General features: G+C 73.5%; 15 protein-coding genes. 4 read left to right on the forward strand and 11 right to left on the reverse strand.

Translation table 11 applies throughout. The features are described 5' to 3' along the window. Positions 1-8 precede the first annotated feature (8 nt). From AC0B9F_RS12685 to AC0B9F_RS12720, 8 genes are all read right to left on the reverse strand, one after another. Positions 9-1,634, reverse strand: coding sequence for a thiamine pyrophosphate-binding protein (locus AC0B9F_RS12685; protein WP_472001690.1), 1,626 nt, complete (start codon positions 1,632-1,634; stop codon positions 9-11). A 106-nt stretch (positions 1,635-1,740) separates the two neighbouring features. After that, the gene (locus AC0B9F_RS12690) at positions 1,741-2,526 is read right to left on the reverse strand and encodes an SDR family oxidoreductase (protein WP_472001692.1); all 786 of its coding nucleotides are present in this window, start codon (positions 2,524-2,526) and stop codon (positions 1,741-1,743) included. A gap of 26 nt (positions 2,527-2,552) precedes the next feature. Beyond that, a complete protein-coding gene (locus tag AC0B9F_RS12695) occupies positions 2,553-3,296 on the reverse strand; it encodes an SDR family oxidoreductase (RefSeq protein WP_472001694.1) in 744 nt (247 codons plus the stop codon). Continuing rightward, the gene (locus tag AC0B9F_RS12700; protein ID WP_472001695.1) at positions 3,289-3,810 is read right to left on the reverse strand and encodes a cupin domain-containing protein; all 522 of its coding nucleotides are present in this window, start codon (positions 3,808-3,810) and stop codon (positions 3,289-3,291) included. Before AC0B9F_RS12700 ends, AC0B9F_RS12695 begins: the two co-directional genes overlap by 8 nt. A 6-nt stretch (positions 3,811-3,816) precedes the next feature. Further along, complete coding sequence (locus tag AC0B9F_RS12705; protein ID WP_472001697.1) at positions 3,817-4,608, reverse strand: alpha/beta fold hydrolase; 792 nt, start codon at positions 4,606-4,608, stop codon at positions 3,817-3,819. Continuing rightward, on the reverse strand, positions 4,605-5,405 hold the full coding sequence (locus tag AC0B9F_RS12710) for an aspartate dehydrogenase domain-containing protein (protein WP_472001699.1): 801 nt from the start codon (positions 5,403-5,405) through the stop codon (positions 4,605-4,607). The genes AC0B9F_RS12705 and AC0B9F_RS12710 overlap by 4 nt, the downstream gene beginning before the upstream one ends. After that, the gene (locus AC0B9F_RS12715) at positions 5,402-6,478 is read right to left on the reverse strand and encodes a VOC family protein (RefSeq protein WP_472001701.1); all 1,077 of its coding nucleotides are present in this window, start codon (positions 6,476-6,478) and stop codon (positions 5,402-5,404) included. Before AC0B9F_RS12715 ends, AC0B9F_RS12710 begins: the two co-directional genes overlap by 4 nt. A 16-nt stretch (positions 6,479-6,494) precedes the next feature. Beyond that, the gene (locus AC0B9F_RS12720; RefSeq protein ID WP_472001703.1) at positions 6,495-7,982 is read right to left on the reverse strand and encodes an aldehyde dehydrogenase; all 1,488 of its coding nucleotides are present in this window, start codon (positions 7,980-7,982) and stop codon (positions 6,495-6,497) included. A 338-nt stretch (positions 7,983-8,320) separates the two neighbouring features. Between AC0B9F_RS12720 and AC0B9F_RS12725 the strand changes: the two genes are divergently transcribed. Continuing rightward, positions 8,321-9,718: an MFS transporter gene (locus AC0B9F_RS12725; protein WP_472001705.1), complete on the forward strand. Its 1,398-nt coding sequence runs from the start codon at positions 8,321-8,323 to the stop codon at positions 9,716-9,718. 103 nt (positions 9,719-9,821) lie between these two features. On the opposite strand, the gene AC0B9F_RS12730 is transcribed toward AC0B9F_RS12725, so the two are convergent. Then, positions 9,822-10,325, reverse strand: a complete 504-nt coding sequence (locus AC0B9F_RS12730) for a hypothetical protein (RefSeq protein ID WP_472002137.1) — start codon at positions 10,323-10,325, stop codon at positions 9,822-9,824. A gap of 210 nt (positions 10,326-10,535) precedes the next feature. On the opposite strand from AC0B9F_RS12730, the gene AC0B9F_RS12735 reads away from it, so the two are divergent. The 3 genes from AC0B9F_RS12735 to AC0B9F_RS12745 all read left to right on the forward strand — a co-directional run bounded on the left by AC0B9F_RS12735 (position 10,536) and on the right by AC0B9F_RS12745 (position 13,094). After that, the gene (locus AC0B9F_RS12735) at positions 10,536-11,240 is read left to right on the forward strand and encodes a VanZ family protein (RefSeq protein ID WP_472001706.1); all 705 of its coding nucleotides are present in this window, start codon (positions 10,536-10,538) and stop codon (positions 11,238-11,240) included. A gap of 68 nt (positions 11,241-11,308) precedes the next feature. Next, entirely contained in the window at positions 11,309-12,025 is a 717-nt protein-coding gene (locus AC0B9F_RS12740) for a response regulator transcription factor (protein WP_472001708.1), read from the forward strand. Further along, on the forward strand, positions 12,018-13,094 hold the full coding sequence (locus AC0B9F_RS12745; RefSeq protein ID WP_472001710.1) for a sensor histidine kinase: 1,077 nt from the start codon (positions 12,018-12,020) through the stop codon (positions 13,092-13,094). Before AC0B9F_RS12740 ends, AC0B9F_RS12745 begins: the two co-directional genes overlap by 8 nt. Before the next feature lie 49 nt (positions 13,095-13,143). On the opposite strand, the gene AC0B9F_RS12750 is transcribed toward AC0B9F_RS12745, so the two are convergent. Then, positions 13,144-14,025 carry a YegS/Rv2252/BmrU family lipid kinase gene (locus AC0B9F_RS12750; RefSeq protein ID WP_472001711.1) on the reverse strand — a complete coding sequence of 294 codons (882 nt, stop codon included), beginning with the start codon at positions 14,023-14,025 and terminating at the stop codon, positions 13,144-13,146. A 69-nt stretch (positions 14,026-14,094) separates the two neighbouring features. After that, positions 14,095-15,693, reverse strand: coding sequence for an FAD-binding oxidoreductase (locus AC0B9F_RS12755; RefSeq protein WP_472002139.1), 1,599 nt, complete (start codon positions 15,691-15,693; stop codon positions 14,095-14,097). Positions 15,694-15,825: the final 132 nt, after the last annotated feature.

Here is a 15,825-nt window from a genome sequence, read left to right on the forward strand (position 1 = left end):
CGGCCTCCCTACGCGGTGGGGATCGTCACGGGTGGGGTGAACGGGGTCTTCATCGGGCCGAGCGCGGCGAGGTCCACCTCGACGACGACCGGCCCGTCGGCGGCGAGCGCGTCCCCGATCACCGGCCCGGCGTCGGCCTCGGCGTCGATGCGGGCGTAGGGCAGTCCGCAGGCGGCGGCGAGCTGCGCGAAGTCGGGGGTGAACAGGTCGACTCCGCTGCGGCGGTCGCTGTAGCGGTCCTGAGTGTTGCGCAGGACGCCGTAGCCGCCGTCGTTGAAGACGAGCAGCAGCAGACGGGGCCGTTCCTGTGCGACGGTGAGGAGTTCGCCGAGGTGGACGGCGAGGCCGCCGTCGCCCGCGATGACCACGGTGGGCTCGTCGGGGCGGGCGAGGGCGGCGCCGATGCCCATGCCGAGGCCCTGGCCGATGCCGCCGCCGCGCGGGAAGACGTTGCCGCGCGGGTCGTGGACCGGCAGCAGCCGGTTGCCCCAGGTGGAGGACGGGATGGTGACGTCGCGGGCGACGACCGCGCCGGGCGGCAGGGCGGCGGCGAGCGCGTCGCAGATCGCCGCCTGCGGCCCGACGGCCTCGCGCTGTGCGGCACGCACCTCGTCGCGTACGGCGGTGACGCGCGCGGTCCAGCCGTCCTCGGCGGGGACGGCGGCCGTGGTCAGCTGGGGCAGGACGCGGGCGGCGTCGCCGTGCAGGGCGTGGGTGGCCGGGTGGACGCGGCCGAGGGCGGCGGCGTCGACGTCGATCTGGAGGTGCGCCTTCGGGAGGCGGAGCGTGTAGTCGGCGGTCTCGTTGGAGCGGAAGTGGGTGCCGACGGTGACGAGGACGTCGGCGTCGGCGAGCAGCGCGCGGACGGCGGGGGTGGTGGCGAAGTTGCCGATGACCTGCGGATGGTCCTCGGGGACCGTGCCCCGGCCGGAGTTGGAGGTGAGGAGGCCGGCGCCGGTCGCGGTGAGCAGGTCGTGCACGGCCTCCCGGGCGCGGGTGGCGCCGCCTCCGGCCCAGATCAGCGGGCGGCGGGCGGTGGCCAGCAGGGCGCGTGCGGCGGCGAGTTCGGCGGAACCGGGAGCCGGGACGTCGACGGGGGGCGCCTGGGCGCCGTCGTCCTGCTGGACGGCGTACTGGAGGTCGACGGGCCATTCGAGGCTGGCCGGTCCCCCGGGCACGGTGAGGGCCGCGGCGGCCGCCTCGCGCAGCAGGCGGCCCGCACTCGCGGTGTCCGGGACGGTCGCGGCGTACCTGGACACCGCGCGGAGCATGCCGAGCTGGTCCTTGGTCTCGTGGATGAAGCCGCGTCCGCTGCCCAGGTACCGGCTCTCGATCTGCCCGGTGACGTGCAGGACGGAGGTGCCGGCGGCGAGGGCCTCGATGAGGGAGCCGGCCGCGTTGCCGGCGCCGGTGCCGGTGGAGGTGAGGGCGCAGCCGAGGCCGCCGCGGGCTCGGCCGTGGCCGTCGGCGGCGTTGACGGCGGTGGCCTCGTGCCGCACGGGGACGAAGCGCAGCTCGCGGTCGACGGCCTCGACGAGCGGGAGGTTGTGCACGGACACGATGCCGAAGACCGTGTCGATGCCGAGTTCCTTCAGGACGGCGACGAGGAGGTCGCCTCCGGTGCGGTACGTCATACGTGCCTCTCAGTGCCTGACAGGGCGTCCGGTCGGGGGTCTGGTCGGGGCGTCTGGTCGGTGCCTGTTGTCAGGGCGTCTGGTCAGGGCCTCTGGTCAGGGCCTGTCAGAAGACGCCGCGGCCGACACCGCCGCAGACGTCGATGGCGGTTCCGGTGATGTACGAGGCGCGCGGCGACAGCAGGGTCACGATCGCGTAGGCGGCCTCCTCGGCGCGGCCGAGCCTTGCGAGGGCGATACCCCGGTCGGCGGCGAGTTCGGCCTGCCAGTCCTCGTAGGACAGGCCGGAACGGGCGGCGGCGTGCCGGCGGGTCCACTGGCCGGTGTCGATCAGGCCCAGGCACACGGAGTTGACCCGGATGCCCTCGGGGGCGAGTTCGGCGGCGAGGGACTTGGAGAGGTTGAGGATGCCGGCGCGGGCCGCACTGGTGGTGATCAGCCGGGGCTCGGGCTGCTTGGCGAGGACGGCGTTGACGTTGACGACGCTCGCCGCATCGGAGCCCCTCAGGTGCGGGCGGGCGGCTGCCAGCGGGTTCAGGACGCCCGCGAACTTCAGCTCCAGTTCGTCGCGCCAGTCCTCGGCGGTGGCGTCGTCGAGCCGCTTCATCCGGGACTGGCCGGCGTTGTTGACCAGCCCGTCGAGGCGCCCGAAGTACGCGGCGGCCCGCTCGGCGAAGGCGGTGACGGCGTCCGCGTCGCGTACGTCGCACGCGCCGGTCAGCAGCCGCTCGCCGGCGCCGAGGCGGACGGCGGCCTTGGCGAGACGGTCGGCGTCGCGGCCGCAGGTGGCGACGCGTGCGCCTTCGTCGAGCAGCGCGCGGACCGTGGCCAGGCCGACGCCCGAGCTGCCGCCGGTGACCAGAACGGTCCGGTCGGCGAGACCCAGATCCATGGGGTTCTCCGGTTCTTGGAAGGGGATCAGTGCATGGTGAAGCCGCCGTTGACGGCGATCACCTGTCCGGTGAGGTAGCGCGACTCCTCGCTCAGCAGGAAGGAGACGAGTCCGACGAGGTCGTCCGGCTGCTGCGGACGGGAGATCGCGCGGTGGCCGGCGTACAGGGCGTGGCGTTCCCTGGGGACCGTCTCGGTGGCCTCGCACTCGGTGAGGCCGGGCGCGACGGCGTTGACGGTGATGCCGTGCTCGCCGAGTTCCCGGGCCATGGAGCGGGTGAGGGAGATGACGGCGCCCTTGGAGGTGACGTAGTGCGCGAGGCGCGGCGAGCCGTACAGGGCGGCGTCCGAGGCGATGTTGACGATGCGTCCGGGGCGGGCGAGCAGCGGGTGCAGCGCCTTGGCGACGAGCCAGGGGCCGCGCACGTTGACGGTCATCAGGCTGTCCCAGGTCTCGACGTCGATGTCCTGGAACTCCTTGCCGCCGACGCCGTTGGCGAGGGCCGCGTTGTTGACCAGCCCCCAGACCGGCCCGAACTCACCTACCCGTGAAGCGAGTTGTGCGACGGAGGCGGGGTCCGCCACGTCGCAGTGCACGTAGTGGGCCGCGCCGCCCGCGGCCCGGATCGCGTCCGCGGTGCGCTCGCCCCAGTCGGCGTTCCGTTCGGCGACGACGACCCGGTGGCCGTCGGCGCCGGCCCGGCGGGCCATGGCCTCCCCCAGGCCACGGCCCGCCCCGGTCACGACGACCGTGCGCGGCGCGTCAGTCACGGGTGACGCCGTACAGCGGCGAGTACTCGGGGTAGGTCGGCACCTGGGGCTTCCGCGTGCCGATGATCACGCAGAACAGCGCGTCGGTGTCGCCCTCGTTCTTCAGCGAGCGGGTGACGCCGGCCGGGACAACGATCATGTCGCGGTAGCCGAGGGTGCGGTACTCGGCCTCGTCGGGGCCGCGGTGGATGCCAACGCGGACCTGGCCCTCCAGGACGAAGAACGCCTCTTCCACGTCGTGGTGGGTGTGGGCCGGGCCCTCGGCGCCGGGCGGCAGCAGCATGTTGGAGAAGGTGAAGCCGCCGGAGGGGATGATCCGGTTGTCGTTCTCATGGTTGCCGGTGGCGCCGGAGCCGACGTAGCGGATCTGGGCACGGCGGTACTGCGGACCGGCCTTCTCCTGGAAGGACAGGGTGCCCCAGTCGGGCTCGCGGGAGTCGCGGCTCGCGATCAGCGCGTCGGTGTACTTGGCGAGGTCGCCGCCGTTGTCGTACTCGGTGGTGGTCAGGGGCATGACGGGTCAGCCTTTCGTGCGAGGGTTGGTGACGATGTGCAGATGGGCCAGGACCCAGGCGTTGAAGCGCTCGGGTTGTTCCTGGTGGGCCAGGTGGCCGGCGTCCTTGACGACCACACCGGCGGTCCTGTGCAGGCCACCGGCCAGGGCCTGGGCGGCGTCCGGGCCGGTGACCCGGTCCTTGTCGCCGCACAGCACGAGGGTGGGTGCGGTGATGCGCGGCAGGTCGGCGCGCAGGTCGGCCCTCGCCATGGACTCGGCGGCCTGGGCGTAGCCGGGCAGCCGGATCGCGTCGGCCATGATGTCGACGACCCGCCGGACCAGCTCCGGTGGCGCGTCGGCGGAGACCAGGCGGGGGCCGCGCCGTTCGGCGAACGCACGCGGACCGAGGCTCTTCAGTTCCGGTACGCGGGCCCGCATGGCGGCGGCCTTGTCCGGATGGGTGCCGGAGCCGGGGCTGGAGTCGGCGACGATCAGGGAGGCGACGAGGTCCGGGTGGCGCAGGGCGAGCCGCAGGGCGACGACGCCGCCCCAGGAGACGCCGAGCACATGGGCGCCGCCGCCACGGGCGCGGATCACCTCGGCCGCCGCGTCCGCGAAACCGTCGAGACCGAGCGGTCCGTCCGGGTCGGGTGAGCGGCCGTAGCCGGGGGCGTCCCAGGCCGCCACCCGGAACTCGCCGCTCAGCTCTTGGAGTTGGGGCGCGAAGGACGCGGAGGAGGACCCGATGCCGTGCAGGCACAGCAGCAGCGGTCCGCTGGTGCCGGCCTCCTCCACGTGCACCTTGGCGGCGGTCACAGGATCTGTCCCGGACGTCCGGCGATCGCGCCGAGGGAGCGCAGCACCGCGTACGGAACGACCTTGCTGGTGGCGGGGTTGTCCGCGTCGGGTGTGTGGGCGGCCTCGAAACGGTACGCGCCGTGCGGGCCGGACGCCTCGATGACGTGCCGGGTGCGTACGGCGGCCGGGTCGGCGACGACGCGGACCTGGACGGCGTCCAGGTCGCCGACGGCGAGTGCCACCGAGGCCGCGACGTTCGTCGAGCGGGGGAACCTCACGGGGATGTCCCGCGCGGTGCCGGTGAGCACCTCGACGGGGCCGGTCGCGGTGCGCAGCCGGTGCAGCAACTCCTCGTCCATCCAGGGCTGTTCGAGGGTGGCGGGGAGTTTGGTGGTGGTCAGCCGGACCTCGTCGAGCGGCCCGAAGGCGCGGACGGCCTGGAGGAGGTCGAGGCCGCCGACGGCGCCGCCGGTGAAGTAGACGCGGCCGGGTCCGGCGGCGAGGAGCCGCTTGGCGAGGTCCTCGTCGGTGAGGGCGCCGGTGGAGGCGATCAGCAGATCGGTGCCGGAGGCGAGGACCCGCTCGCCCCAGGAGCGGACGACGCCCTGGCCGGCGGCCTCCACGACGAGGTCGCAGCGGTCGATGGCCTCCTCGAAGGGCACCTGTGCGGCGGGGGCGGCTCCGCCGAGGGGACGGTTGTCGACGACGCACTCCAGGTGGGCGCCGGGGATGTCGCCGGCGGCGAGGGCGGTGCCGACGACACGGCCGATGGCGCCCCAGCCGACCAGGCCGACCTTGTATGGGGTGGGGTTCATGCGGTGGCTCCTCGCGGGGCGGCGGGCTCGGCGTCGACGGGCGGTAGGCGGCCCTCAGGAACGGCGTCGACGGGCGGCCGGCGGCCCTCCGGGACGGCGTCGGCGGAAGGCTCGCGCACGGCGGCGTCACCGGTGGCGTCGGCAGGGGGCTGGACGGGGCTGCCGTCCGGGGTGCCGGCCATGTGGGCGCGGATCAGCTTCGAGGGCGGTCCGGCGGTTCCCCACAGGTCGGACAGTTCGGGGACGCGCCGCCAGACCTTGCAGATCCAGCGGTCCTCGACGATCTGGGCGACCTCGGAGGTGTACTCGCACACCAGCCCGGTGGGGTCGGTGAAGTAGGAGAAGGTGTTGTTGCCGGGGCCGTGCCGGCCGGGGCCCCACTGGGGGGTGATGCCGTGGTGGCGCAGGCGGCCGATGCCGCGCATGAAGTGGTCCAGCGAACTCATCTCGTACGCCACGTGGTTGAGGGAGACCCAGGGCGCCTGGTTGAAGGCGACGCAGTGGTGGTCGGCGTTGCAGCGCAGGAACGCCATCTGGTGCTCGGACCAGTCCGACACGCGCAGGCCGAGCACCTCGCGGTAGAAGGCGACGGAGGCGTCGATGTCGGGGGTGTTGAGCACGACGTGGGTGACGCCGACGGGCACGGCGGCGTCCCGGCCGCGCGGCGGGACCGCCCAGGTGTCGGCGGACAGTTCGATCAGGCGGCCCTCGTGGTCGTGGAAGCGCACCCCGTAGCCGCCGCCGACCTGGTCGAGCGGGCCGGGTCCGGTGACGGGGCGGATGCCGCGCCGCTCCAGCCGACGGGCGGCCTCGTCGATCTCGGCGGGGGTGGCCACGGCGAAGCTGAGCTTGCCCAGGCCGATGCGGTCGGCGCGGGTGAGCTGCAGGGCGTGGTGTTCCTCGCCGGTGCCGCGCAGCCAGCCGGCGCTGTGACCGGCCTCGACGACCTCCAGACCCCAAACCTCCTCGTAGAAGTCGGTGGCCTCGCCGAAGCGCGGGGTGCGCAGTTCGACGGAGCGCAGGGCGCGCAGGTGGGCGACGGGGGGTGCGGGCGGGGCGGTGGGGTGGGACATGGGTACTCCGGTGGGGTCAGCCGGCCCAGGGCAGCGGCGTGGTGGAGGTGCCCCAGTACAGGGACTTCTGGCGCTGGTAGGCGCGGATGCCGTCGCGCCCCTTCTCGCGGCCGAGGCCGCTGTCCTTCATGCCGCCGAAGGGCGTGGAGATGCTGAACTGCTTGTAGGTGTTGATCCAGACGGTGCCCGCCTCGATCCGGCGGGCGACACGCCAGGCGGCGCGGTGGTCGCGGGTCCAGATGCCGCAGGCGAGGCCGTAGACGGAGTCGTTGGCCTGGCGGACCAGGTCCTCCTCGTCGTCGTAGGGCAGGGCGACCAGGACCGGGCCGAAGATCTCCTCCTGGCAGGTGCGGGCGTCGTTGGGCAGGCCGTCGAGGACGGTGGGCAGGTAGTAGGCGCCGCCGTCGTACGCGGGGCCCTCGGGGGCGGCGCCGCCGCACAGCACGCGGGCGCCCTCCTGGCGGGCGAGGTCGACGTAGGCGGCGACGCTGTCCCGGTGCCGGGGATGGACCAGCGGGGCGACCTGGGTGTCGGGGCGGGTGCCGGGGCCGACGCGGAGTGTGCGGACGCGTTCGACGAGGGTGCCGAGGAAGTCGTCGTAGAGCGGGCGTGCCACGAACAGGCGGGAACCGGCGATGCAGGACTGGCCGCTGGAGGAGAAGACTCCGTACATCACTCCGGCCAGGGCCTGTTCGATGTCGGCGTCGGGCAGCACGATCGTGGGTGACTTGCCGCCGAGTTCCAGCGACAGCGGCATCAGCTTGTCGGCGGCGGCCCGGGCGAGTGCGCGGCCGGTGGTGGTGCCGCCGGTGAAGACGACCTTGCCGACATGCGGGTCGCGCACGATCGCGTCGCCGACGACGCGGCCCGGTCCGGGCAGCACCGACAGCAGGGCCGGGGGCAGTCCGTGCTCCTCGAGGGCCGTGGTGATCAGGCGGCCGAGGGCGAGGGAGGCCAGCGGGGTCCATTCGGCGGGCTTGAGCAGGACCGCGTTGCCGGCGGCGAGCGCGGGAGCGAGTTTCTGGGCGTCGCTGGCGATCGGTGAGTTCCACGGGTTGATCGCGCCGACGACGCCGATGGGCTCGTGCACGCTCATCGTGACGTAGGCGCCGCGGGAGGGGGTGAGGGTGTCCTCGGCGGTTTCCAGCGCGGCGGCGGTGTAGCGGAAGGTGCCGGCGGCGCCGGCCACGAGGGCGCGGGTCTCGGTGAGCGCTTTGCCGGTGTCCGCGGTCTGCAGGGCGGCGAGGTGCTCGGCGTCGTTGTCGATCAGGGTGGCCACGCGGTGCAGGAAGCGGGCCCGCAGGTGCGGCAGCAGATCGCGCCAGCCGGTGTCGGCGGCGGCCTCGGCCGCGGCGCGGGCCGTCTCGGCGACCTCGTCGGGGGTGACGGCGTGCACGGTGGCGAGCGCGGCGCCGGTGGCGGGGTCGAGGGTCCGGGTGGGGGCGCCGCCGCCGCGCCGCCACCGGCCCGCAACGAGCGCCTCGTCCGGGGGAGTTCGGAGCATACGTCGGCCTCCTGAACGGATGATCGGGGGAGCTGCTTGAGTAAGCGCTAGAAATCTAAGGGCTTAAATATCTATGGCGCAAGAGGGTGGGGCAGAGGGATTCGTCGGTTAATTCGCTGCTTCAGCCCTTGACGCGGTCCGGGCGCAGAGCGATACAACTTAAGCACTTAGAAGCTTGGCGCTTATCTGATGTCGAGTCGGCCCTGGCGCGGCTCCGGTGCGCCCTGCGGCACCGGCCAGCGTCACCGGCCGGACATCCCCTCCCGTCCCCACCCGCTCCCGCCCGCTCCCACCCCGCGCTTGTCGTCCCCCTGCCCCCGTGACCCGCGGAGTTCCGCATGACGACCGAAGCAGTACCCGACAGCTCGCTCAGTTCGCTCAGAGCCTCCATCGCCGCCCGCTTCGAACGGCTTCCCCTGTCCCGCTGGCACGTCACCGTGCGGCTCGTCGTCGGCGCGGTCACGTTCTTCGAGGCCTTCGACCAGCTCCTCATCGCCTACGCCCTGCCCGAGCTGCGCGCCGACTGGCACCTGACGACCTCGGCCGCCACGCTGCTCCTCACGGTGGGCTCGATCGGCATGCTGGTCGGCGCCCTCGTGTCCGGGCGGGTCGCCGACCGGATCGGCCGGGTGCGGGTGATCGCCCTGTGCGTGGCACTCTCCAGCGTCGCCAACCTCGCGCTCGCCCTGTCCCCCTCCCCCGACGTGTTCATGGCAGTGCGGTTCGTGCAGGGCCTGGCCATCGGCGGGGAGGTCCCGGTGGCCGCCACCTTCATCGCCGAGATCACCCGCAGCCACCGGCGCGGCCGTTTCGTCCTGCTGTACGAGCTGGTCTTCCCGGCGGGTCTGACGGTGGGCGCGCTGGTCGCCGCGTGGGTGGTGCCGCTGCTGGGCTGGCGGTGGATGTACGGTCTCGCGGCGCTCCCCGGCGTCCTCGCCCTCGTCGTGCACCGCACGGTGCCCGAGTCGCCGCGCTGGCTCGCCGACCGCGGCCGCGCCGAGGAGGCCACGGCGGTGATGACCCGGATCGAGGCCGCCGTCGAGAAGGCGACCGGCGCGCCGCTGCCGGCCGTGCCCGACCGGTCCCCGCTCCCCGCCGCGGCCGACGGGACCGCGCGGTCGTCGGGTCTGCGGGGTCTGTTCACCGGCCGCTACCGCCGCCGCACCCTGGTCGTCGGCGTGCTGTGGTTCGCCGGGTACTTCGTGAACTACGGCATCACCTCGTGGCTGCCGACCATCTACAAGAACCGCTTCGGCCTGTCCCTGTCCGACGCCCTGCTGTACTCGACGGTGACCTCCGTCGCGGGCCTGGCCGGCTGCCTGGTCGCCGCGCTCACCGTCGACCGCCTGGGCCGGCGCCGGGTGATCACCGGCTGCCTCGCCGGCTCGGCCGTCGTGCTGTGCCTGCTCGCCTGCCTCGGCGCCGGTACGCCGGTGCAGGTGCTGGTGTGGACGTCGCTCGCCGCGGTGTTCTTCTTCGGCTCCAACATCAGCCTGTATCTGTACACGCCGGAGCTGTTCCCGACCCGGATGCGGGCGCTGGGCAGCAGCGTGGGCGGCGCCCTGAACCGGCTCGGCGTGATCCTCGGCCCGATCGTCGTCGGCGCCGTCTACGCGGGCGGCCACATGGGCGCGGTGTTCCTGACGCTGGGCGCCGTCTCCCTGGCCGGCGCGGTCGTCGCCGGCGCCGGAGCGGAGGAGACGGCGGGACGGCGGCTGGAGGAGGTGTCCCCGTAACCGTCGTGCGCGGCCGGCGACCCTGAGCTGCGGCGGGCGGCGGGCACTTCCCCGCCGCCCGCCGCACGCGTACCGGCCGGGTCGCCAGCCGCCGCAGTCCGGGTCAGCAGCCGCCGCAGTTGTAGTAGAGGACGTCCCAGTGGCTGCCCTCGTCGGCGTAGATGTTGCCGGAGCCGGACTTCCACTGCGGGGCGCCGTCACCGCGCAGGCCGATGTAGGCGAAGGTGTTCTTGATGTAGTTCCCGACGCAGGTGTACTTGCTGTAGTCGAGCTTGTAGCCGTTCCAGTGCGAGTACGTCCCGGACGCGTGCCCGGTCTCGGTGCCGCCGGTGATGTTCAGCGCGCACCCGCTGGCCCGCTTCAGCGTCTGGGCGCCCTGCGCGGTGGCGAGGTTGAGCTGGTCGAAGGACGTACAGGTCGCGTTGTTGCGGTCGGAGCAGTTGCCGGAGGACGACCAGGTGATGCCGACCTCGCGGAACATCGACGTGGCGGTGGCGTGGCTGATCTTGGTGACGGCGAACGCGTCACCGGCGGTGCCGAGGACGACGGCGCCGGGGGCGACGACGAGGGCGAGGGCGGTCAGGATCGATCTGATCCGCAGACCCATGAGCGCTTTCACGTATGTCACGTGGAACCTCCCTGCGAGAAGTCATGCGTCCTGTGAGGTGACTGTGCAGGCGGTGCAGGGAGATGATGCCGGAGGTCTACGCGCGTTGGCCAGAGGGCGGTCCACCGCCGGTGCGCGGGGTCGCGCATATCGCGGGTGTATCGAAAAGCGCGTACGCCACCGCAACGGCCCCCCGTCTCCAATGGGGCCATGAACCACTACGCGTCTTCGTCCGCGCCGCCCCCCCGCACGCGCCGCATCCTCATCCCCGGCCTGGCGATCCTCGGCGTGGCGAGCGCCGCGTACCTCGTGCGGCGGCCGCTGATGATGTCCGCTCCGATGTGCATGGCCGGGCGGTGGCACGGCTGCTACGACACCTTCAACGGTGTGGTGCTCATGACCCTGGTCGCGATGCCGTTGGCCGCGCTGGTGGTGTGGGCTCTGGCACGCCGCCGGCGCGCCGCCGGCGTCCCGTCGGCGTGGCGCATCTCGCTGGCCGAGGTGGGCATGGTCCACGGGACGGTGCCGTTCCTGTGGCTGACCATGATGCCGGGCGCCGGGGCGGGCGTCGCCCCCGCCCGGGTGAGCCTGGTACCGCTGCGGGACCTGGTCACGATGGGGCCGCTCGGAATCGTCGGCAACCTGCTGGGCCTCGCAGCGCTGGGGTTCTTCGCCCCGGTGCGCTTCGCGGCGCTGGCGTCCGCGCCGCGCATCCTGGCGCTCGGGGCGGGCTGCTCCGCGCTGGTCGAAACAGCGCAGTACGTCCTGCGGCTGGACCGGGTCTCCTCCGTGGACGACGTCCTGGTCAACGCCGCCGGCGCCCTGCTGGCCGGGCTGGCGTCGCGCCGCTGGTGGCGCACCACGGCGCCGGCGCCGTCGGACCGGCCGCGCCCCGCGCCGGCACCGGCGGGCTGAGCCGGGTGTCCGGTGCGTCCGCGTCGTCGCATACGTCGGCGATATGTCGTACTGCTTAGGCTTCGGACATGCGCGTACTGATCGTGGAGGACGAGCCCCACCTGGCCGAAGCCGTCCGTGACGGTCTGCGGCTGGAAGCGATCGCCGCCGACATCGCGGGCGACGGCGACTCGGCCCTGGAACTGCTCGGCGTCAACTCCTACGACCTCGCGGTCCTCGACCGCGACATCCCCGGCCCCTCCGGCGACGAGGTCGCTCGGCGCATCGTCGCCTCCGGCAGCGGCATGCCGATCCTCATGCTCACCGCGGCCGACCGGATCGACGACAAGGCTTCCGGGTTCGAGCTGGGCGCCGACGACTACCTGACGAAACCGTTCGAGCTGCGGGAGCTCGTCCTGCGGCTGAGGGCGCTGGACCGCAGACGCGCGTACGCCCGGCCCCCGGTCCGCGAGATCGCGGGCCTGCGGCTCGACCCTTTTCGCCGGGAGGTCTTCCGCGACGGACGCTATGTCGCGCTCACCCGCAAACAGTTCGCCGTGCTGGAAGTCCTCGTCGCCGCCGAGGGCGGGGTCGTCAGCGCCGAAGAGCTGCTGGAACGGGCCTGGGACGCCAACGCCGACCCTCTCACCAACGCCGTGCGCATCACCGTCTCCGCCCTGCGCAAACGGCTCGGCGAACCATGGATCATCGCCACGGTGCCCGGCGTCGGCTACCGGATCGACACCGGCCCTGACACCCTCGCGCCCGGCAGGGACGCCACCGGCCCCGGCGGTACGCGTGCATAGACGCCCAGGACTCAGCGTCCGGCTGAAACTCACCCTCAGCTATGCCGGGTTCCTCGCCGTCGCCGGCGCTCTCCTGCTGGCCGTGGTGTGGGGGTTCCTGCTGCGCTACGTGCCCGACAACTCCCAGGGCCTTCTCGGCATCTCCCCCAATCGCTATCTCCTGGTGCACACCTTCGCGCCCGCCGCGGCCGTGGCGATGGCCTGCCTGCTCGTGTTCGGCCTCCTCGGGGGATGGATCCTCGCCGGCCGCATGCTCGCACCGCTCACCCAGATCACGGATGCGGCACGGAAGGCCGGAAAGGGGTCGCTGTCCCACCGGATCCGTATGCGCGGCCGCCAGGACGAGTTCCGCGAACTCTCCGACACGTTCGACTCGATGCTCGAACAACTCGAGTCCCACGTCGCCGAGCAGCGGAGGTTCGCCGCCAACGCCTCCCACGAGCTGCGCACCCCGCTGGCCATCTCGCGGACGCTCCTCGATGTCGCCCGCCAGGACCCCACGCACAACCACGGGGAACTCATCGAACGCCTGCACGCCGCCAATACCCGGGCGATCGACCTCACCGAGGCCCTCCTGCTGCTCAGCCGCGGCGAGCGCGGACACTTCACCCGCGAGAGCGTCGACCTCTCCCTCATCGCGGAGGAAGCCGCCGAAACGCTGCTTCCCCTCGCCGAAGAGCGCCGGATCACCCTCGACGTCACCGGCGGGGCGGCCCGGACCAGCGGCTCCGCGGAGCTGCTGCTGCGGATGGTGACGAACCTCGTCCAGAACGCCATCGTCCACAACCTCCCCGCCCAAGGCACCGTGACGGTCCACACCGAGGCGCACGGCGACACGAGCGTGCTGCGCGTCGAGAACACGGGCCGTCAGCTCCCCCCGGAACTGCTGCCGACCCTCACCGAACCCTTCCGGCGCGGAACGGAACGCGTACGCAGCGAGGAGCACCCCGGCGTCGGTCTCGGCCTGGCCATCGTGCACAGCATCGTCCGCGCCCACGACGGAACCCTCGACCTCGCCGCCCGCCCCGCCGGCGGGCTCCTCGTCACGGTCGTACTCCCGGCGCCGTAGCTCGGCGATGGCGTTCTCTCCACGCCGCGAGTGAGTTCTCTCCACGCCGTCAGTACAGGACGCGCAGCGCTCCCGGCAGCACCCGCGCCGTGACGGGCAGGACCGCGTCCACCTCGCCGTCGGCGCCGTAGGGCACCGCCCGGTCGGCCTCGATGCGGATCTCCCGGCCGCGCAGGACGCGCACCTGGGGGCGGGTCACATGGGCGCCGGTGGCGAGTTCGTTCATCAGGGCGAAGAAGAGCCGGCGGGGGGCGTGCTCGATCATGACGACGTCCAGGAGGCCGTCGTCGACGCGGGCGTCGGGGGCGATCATGCGGCCGGAGCCGTAGTACGGGGAGTTGGCGGCGACGACGGTGTAACCGCGGTGGGTGTGCTCCGTACCGTCCACGGTGACGCGGTAGTTCGCCGCCCGCCAGGTGGTCACCGCGCGCAGTCCGCCCGCGTAGTAGGAGGCGGATCCGCGCAGCAGGCGTGAGTGGTTGGCGTGGCGGTTGGCGAGCGCGTCGACGCCGGCGTACACGCTGCCGAGCACGACCGTCCTCGGGTGGACGGCGGACTCCACCTCGATGGTGTCCACCGGGCGCGGCTCGCCCTCCAGCAGCAGCCGTGCCAGGGCGCCGGGTTCGTCCGGCAGGCCCAGGGCGCGGGCGAAGTCGTTGCCCCGGCCGGCGGGGACCAGCCCGAGCACCGACCCGGTGCCGCTGAGGGCGCCGCCGATCCCGCCGGCGATGCCGTCGCCGCCGACGGCGAGCACGACCCGGCCCGCTTCCCCGGCGCGGCGGGCGATGTCCTGGGCGTGGGCCAGGCTGCGGCTGTACTCGGTGTCGAGTCCGGCCCCGGCCGCCCGCAGCGCGTGGGCGACCCGCAGCAGCGCGGCCGCGGCGGTCGAGCCGCCCGCGGTGGGATTGACGACGGCGGTGAACTGTCGCATGGGTGAGCCTCCGGGGCGGTCGAGCGGGCGGGCCGAGGGGATGTGGCCGGGGGAAGGGGCCGAAGGGTGTCAGTCGGTCGGCAGCAGGACGCCGGGGTTGAGCAGTCCGTCGGGGTCCAGTCGCCGTTTGACCGCCTGCAGGGCCGCCACCCCGAGCGGGCCGGCCTCCCGCACGTACCAGTCGCGGTGGTCGGTGCCCACGCCGTGGTGGTGGCTGATGGTGCCGCCGGCGGCCAGGATCGCCTCGTTGGCAGCGTGCTTGGCCCGCGTCCAGTGCGCCACGGGATCGTCCTCGCCCTGCGCGGACACCACGGTGAAGTACAGCGAGGCGCCGTTGTCGTAGACGTGGGAGATGTGGCACATCACCAGCGGCGGGGTGCCCGCCTCGGTCAGCGTGCCCGTGAGCGCGTCGCGTACGGCGGCGTACAGGCCGGGGATGCGCGACCAGAAGGCGGCGGTCTCCAGGGTCTCGGCGAACGCGCCCGCGTCGAGGAGGGAGTCGCGCAGGTAGGGGGCGGAGTAGCGGCCGTGCGCCCAGCGCTCCCCCGGTTCCGTGCCGAGGGGGGTTCCGCCGAGTGCGGCGAGGACGGCGGCGGCGCCCTCGCGGCGGTGGGCGGTATCCTCCTCGGTGCCCTCGAAGCCGGCGATCGCCAGGCAGCCGGCGTCACCGGGCAGGCCGTTCGCGCCGATGGCGTCGGGCTGGGCGAGGCCGATGAGGGTCTCCGTCTCGTCGGACAGCCGCAGCACGGTGGGGCGGGGCCCGTCCTGGGCGAGGCGGCGCAGGGCGGCGGCGCCCTCGGCGAAGGAGGCGAAGCGCCAGCCTTCGTAGCGGCGCACCTGCGGAACCGGTCGCAGCCGCACGGTGACGGAGGTGATCACGCCGAAGGCGCCCTCGGAACCGAGGACGAGCTGGCGCAGATCGGGTCCGGCGGCCGAGCGCGGGGCGCGGCCCACGTCGAGGGTGCCCTCGGGGGTGGCGAGGGTGAGGCCCAGCACCATGTCGTCGAACCGGCCGTAACCGGCCGACGCCTGGCCGCTGGAGCGCGCCGCGGCGAAGCCGCCGATGGTGGCCCACTCGTAGGACTGCGGGAAGTGGCCGAGGGTGAACCCGTGCGCGGCCAGCAGGGCTTCGGCGTCGGGGGCGCGCAGGCCGGGCTGCAGGGTGGCCGTGCGGGAGACGGGGTCGAGGTCGAGCAGCTGGTCCATGCGGCGCAGGTCGAGGGCGACGAAGGGGCCGCGCCGCTCGGGGGCGAGACCGCCGACGACGGAGGTGCCGCCGCCGAACGGCACGACGGGGAGCCGGTGGCGGGCGCAGACACGCAGGACGGCGACGACGTCGTCGTGGCCGGCCGGCAGGACGACGGCCGCCGGGACGTCGCTGACGTCGGCGGCGCGGATGCGCAGCAGGTCGGGGGTGGACTTGCCGCGGGTGTGCCGCAGCCGGGTCTCGGCGTCCGTGCGGACGTGGTCCTCGTCGCCGAGCGCGGCGGCCAGCTCCCGTCGTACGGCCGCGTCGAGCGGCGAGTCGGGGACGGCGATGTCCGCCAGGCCCGGCGGCTCTCCCTCGCGGGGCTTGACGCCCAGCAGGTCGCGCAGCAGGCCGCTCACCGGCTCGGGCAGCGGTGCCGCCTTGGCCGGGTCGCCCCAGCCGTTCCACAGCATGTCCACGGCGCTTGTCCTCATCTGTCGGTCGATTGACCTCTCGATCCATCGATCTGTCGATCCATCGATCTGTCGGCCCGGGTCGGCGTCGGTCGGCGCGGCGCGGGGACGCCGGTGGGGCGGCCACCGCGGCGCGCG

The sequence above is a fragment of the Streptomyces sp. NPDC097129 genome, assembly GCF_055668065.1.

Excerpts from the sequence above, each read along its gene's own strand:
- AC0B9F_RS12685 (WP_472001690.1), bottom strand. The coding sequence starts at position 1,634 with ATGACGTACCGCACCGGAGGCGACCTCCTCGTCGCCGTCCTGAAGGAA.
- AC0B9F_RS12690 (WP_472001692.1), bottom strand. The coding sequence starts at position 2,526 with ATGGATCTGGGTCTCGCCGACCGGACCGTTCTGGTCACCGGCGGCAGC.
- AC0B9F_RS12700 (WP_472001695.1), bottom strand. The coding sequence starts at position 3,810 with ATGCCCCTGACCACCACCGAGTACGACAACGGCGGCGACCTCGCCAAG.
- AC0B9F_RS12710 (WP_472001699.1), bottom strand. The coding sequence starts at position 5,405 with ATGAACCCCACCCCATACAAGGTCGGCCTGGTCGGCTGGGGCGCCATC.
- AC0B9F_RS12715 (WP_472001701.1), bottom strand. The coding sequence starts at position 6,478 with ATGTCCCACCCCACCGCCCCGCCCGCACCCCCCGTCGCCCACCTGCGC.
- AC0B9F_RS12720 (WP_472001703.1), bottom strand. The coding sequence starts at position 7,982 with ATGCTCCGAACTCCCCCGGACGAGGCGCTCGTTGCGGGCCGGTGGCGG.
- AC0B9F_RS12725 (WP_472001705.1), top strand. The coding sequence starts at position 8,321 with ATGACGACCGAAGCAGTACCCGACAGCTCGCTCAGTTCGCTCAGAGCC.
- AC0B9F_RS12730 (WP_472002137.1), bottom strand. The coding sequence starts at position 10,325 with ATGGGTCTGCGGATCAGATCGATCCTGACCGCCCTCGCCCTCGTCGTC.
- AC0B9F_RS12735 (WP_472001706.1), top strand. The coding sequence starts at position 10,536 with ATGAACCACTACGCGTCTTCGTCCGCGCCGCCCCCCCGCACGCGCCGC.
- AC0B9F_RS12740 (WP_472001708.1), top strand. The coding sequence starts at position 11,309 with ATGCGCGTACTGATCGTGGAGGACGAGCCCCACCTGGCCGAAGCCGTC.
- AC0B9F_RS12750 (WP_472001711.1), bottom strand. The coding sequence starts at position 14,025 with ATGCGACAGTTCACCGCCGTCGTCAATCCCACCGCGGGCGGCTCGACC.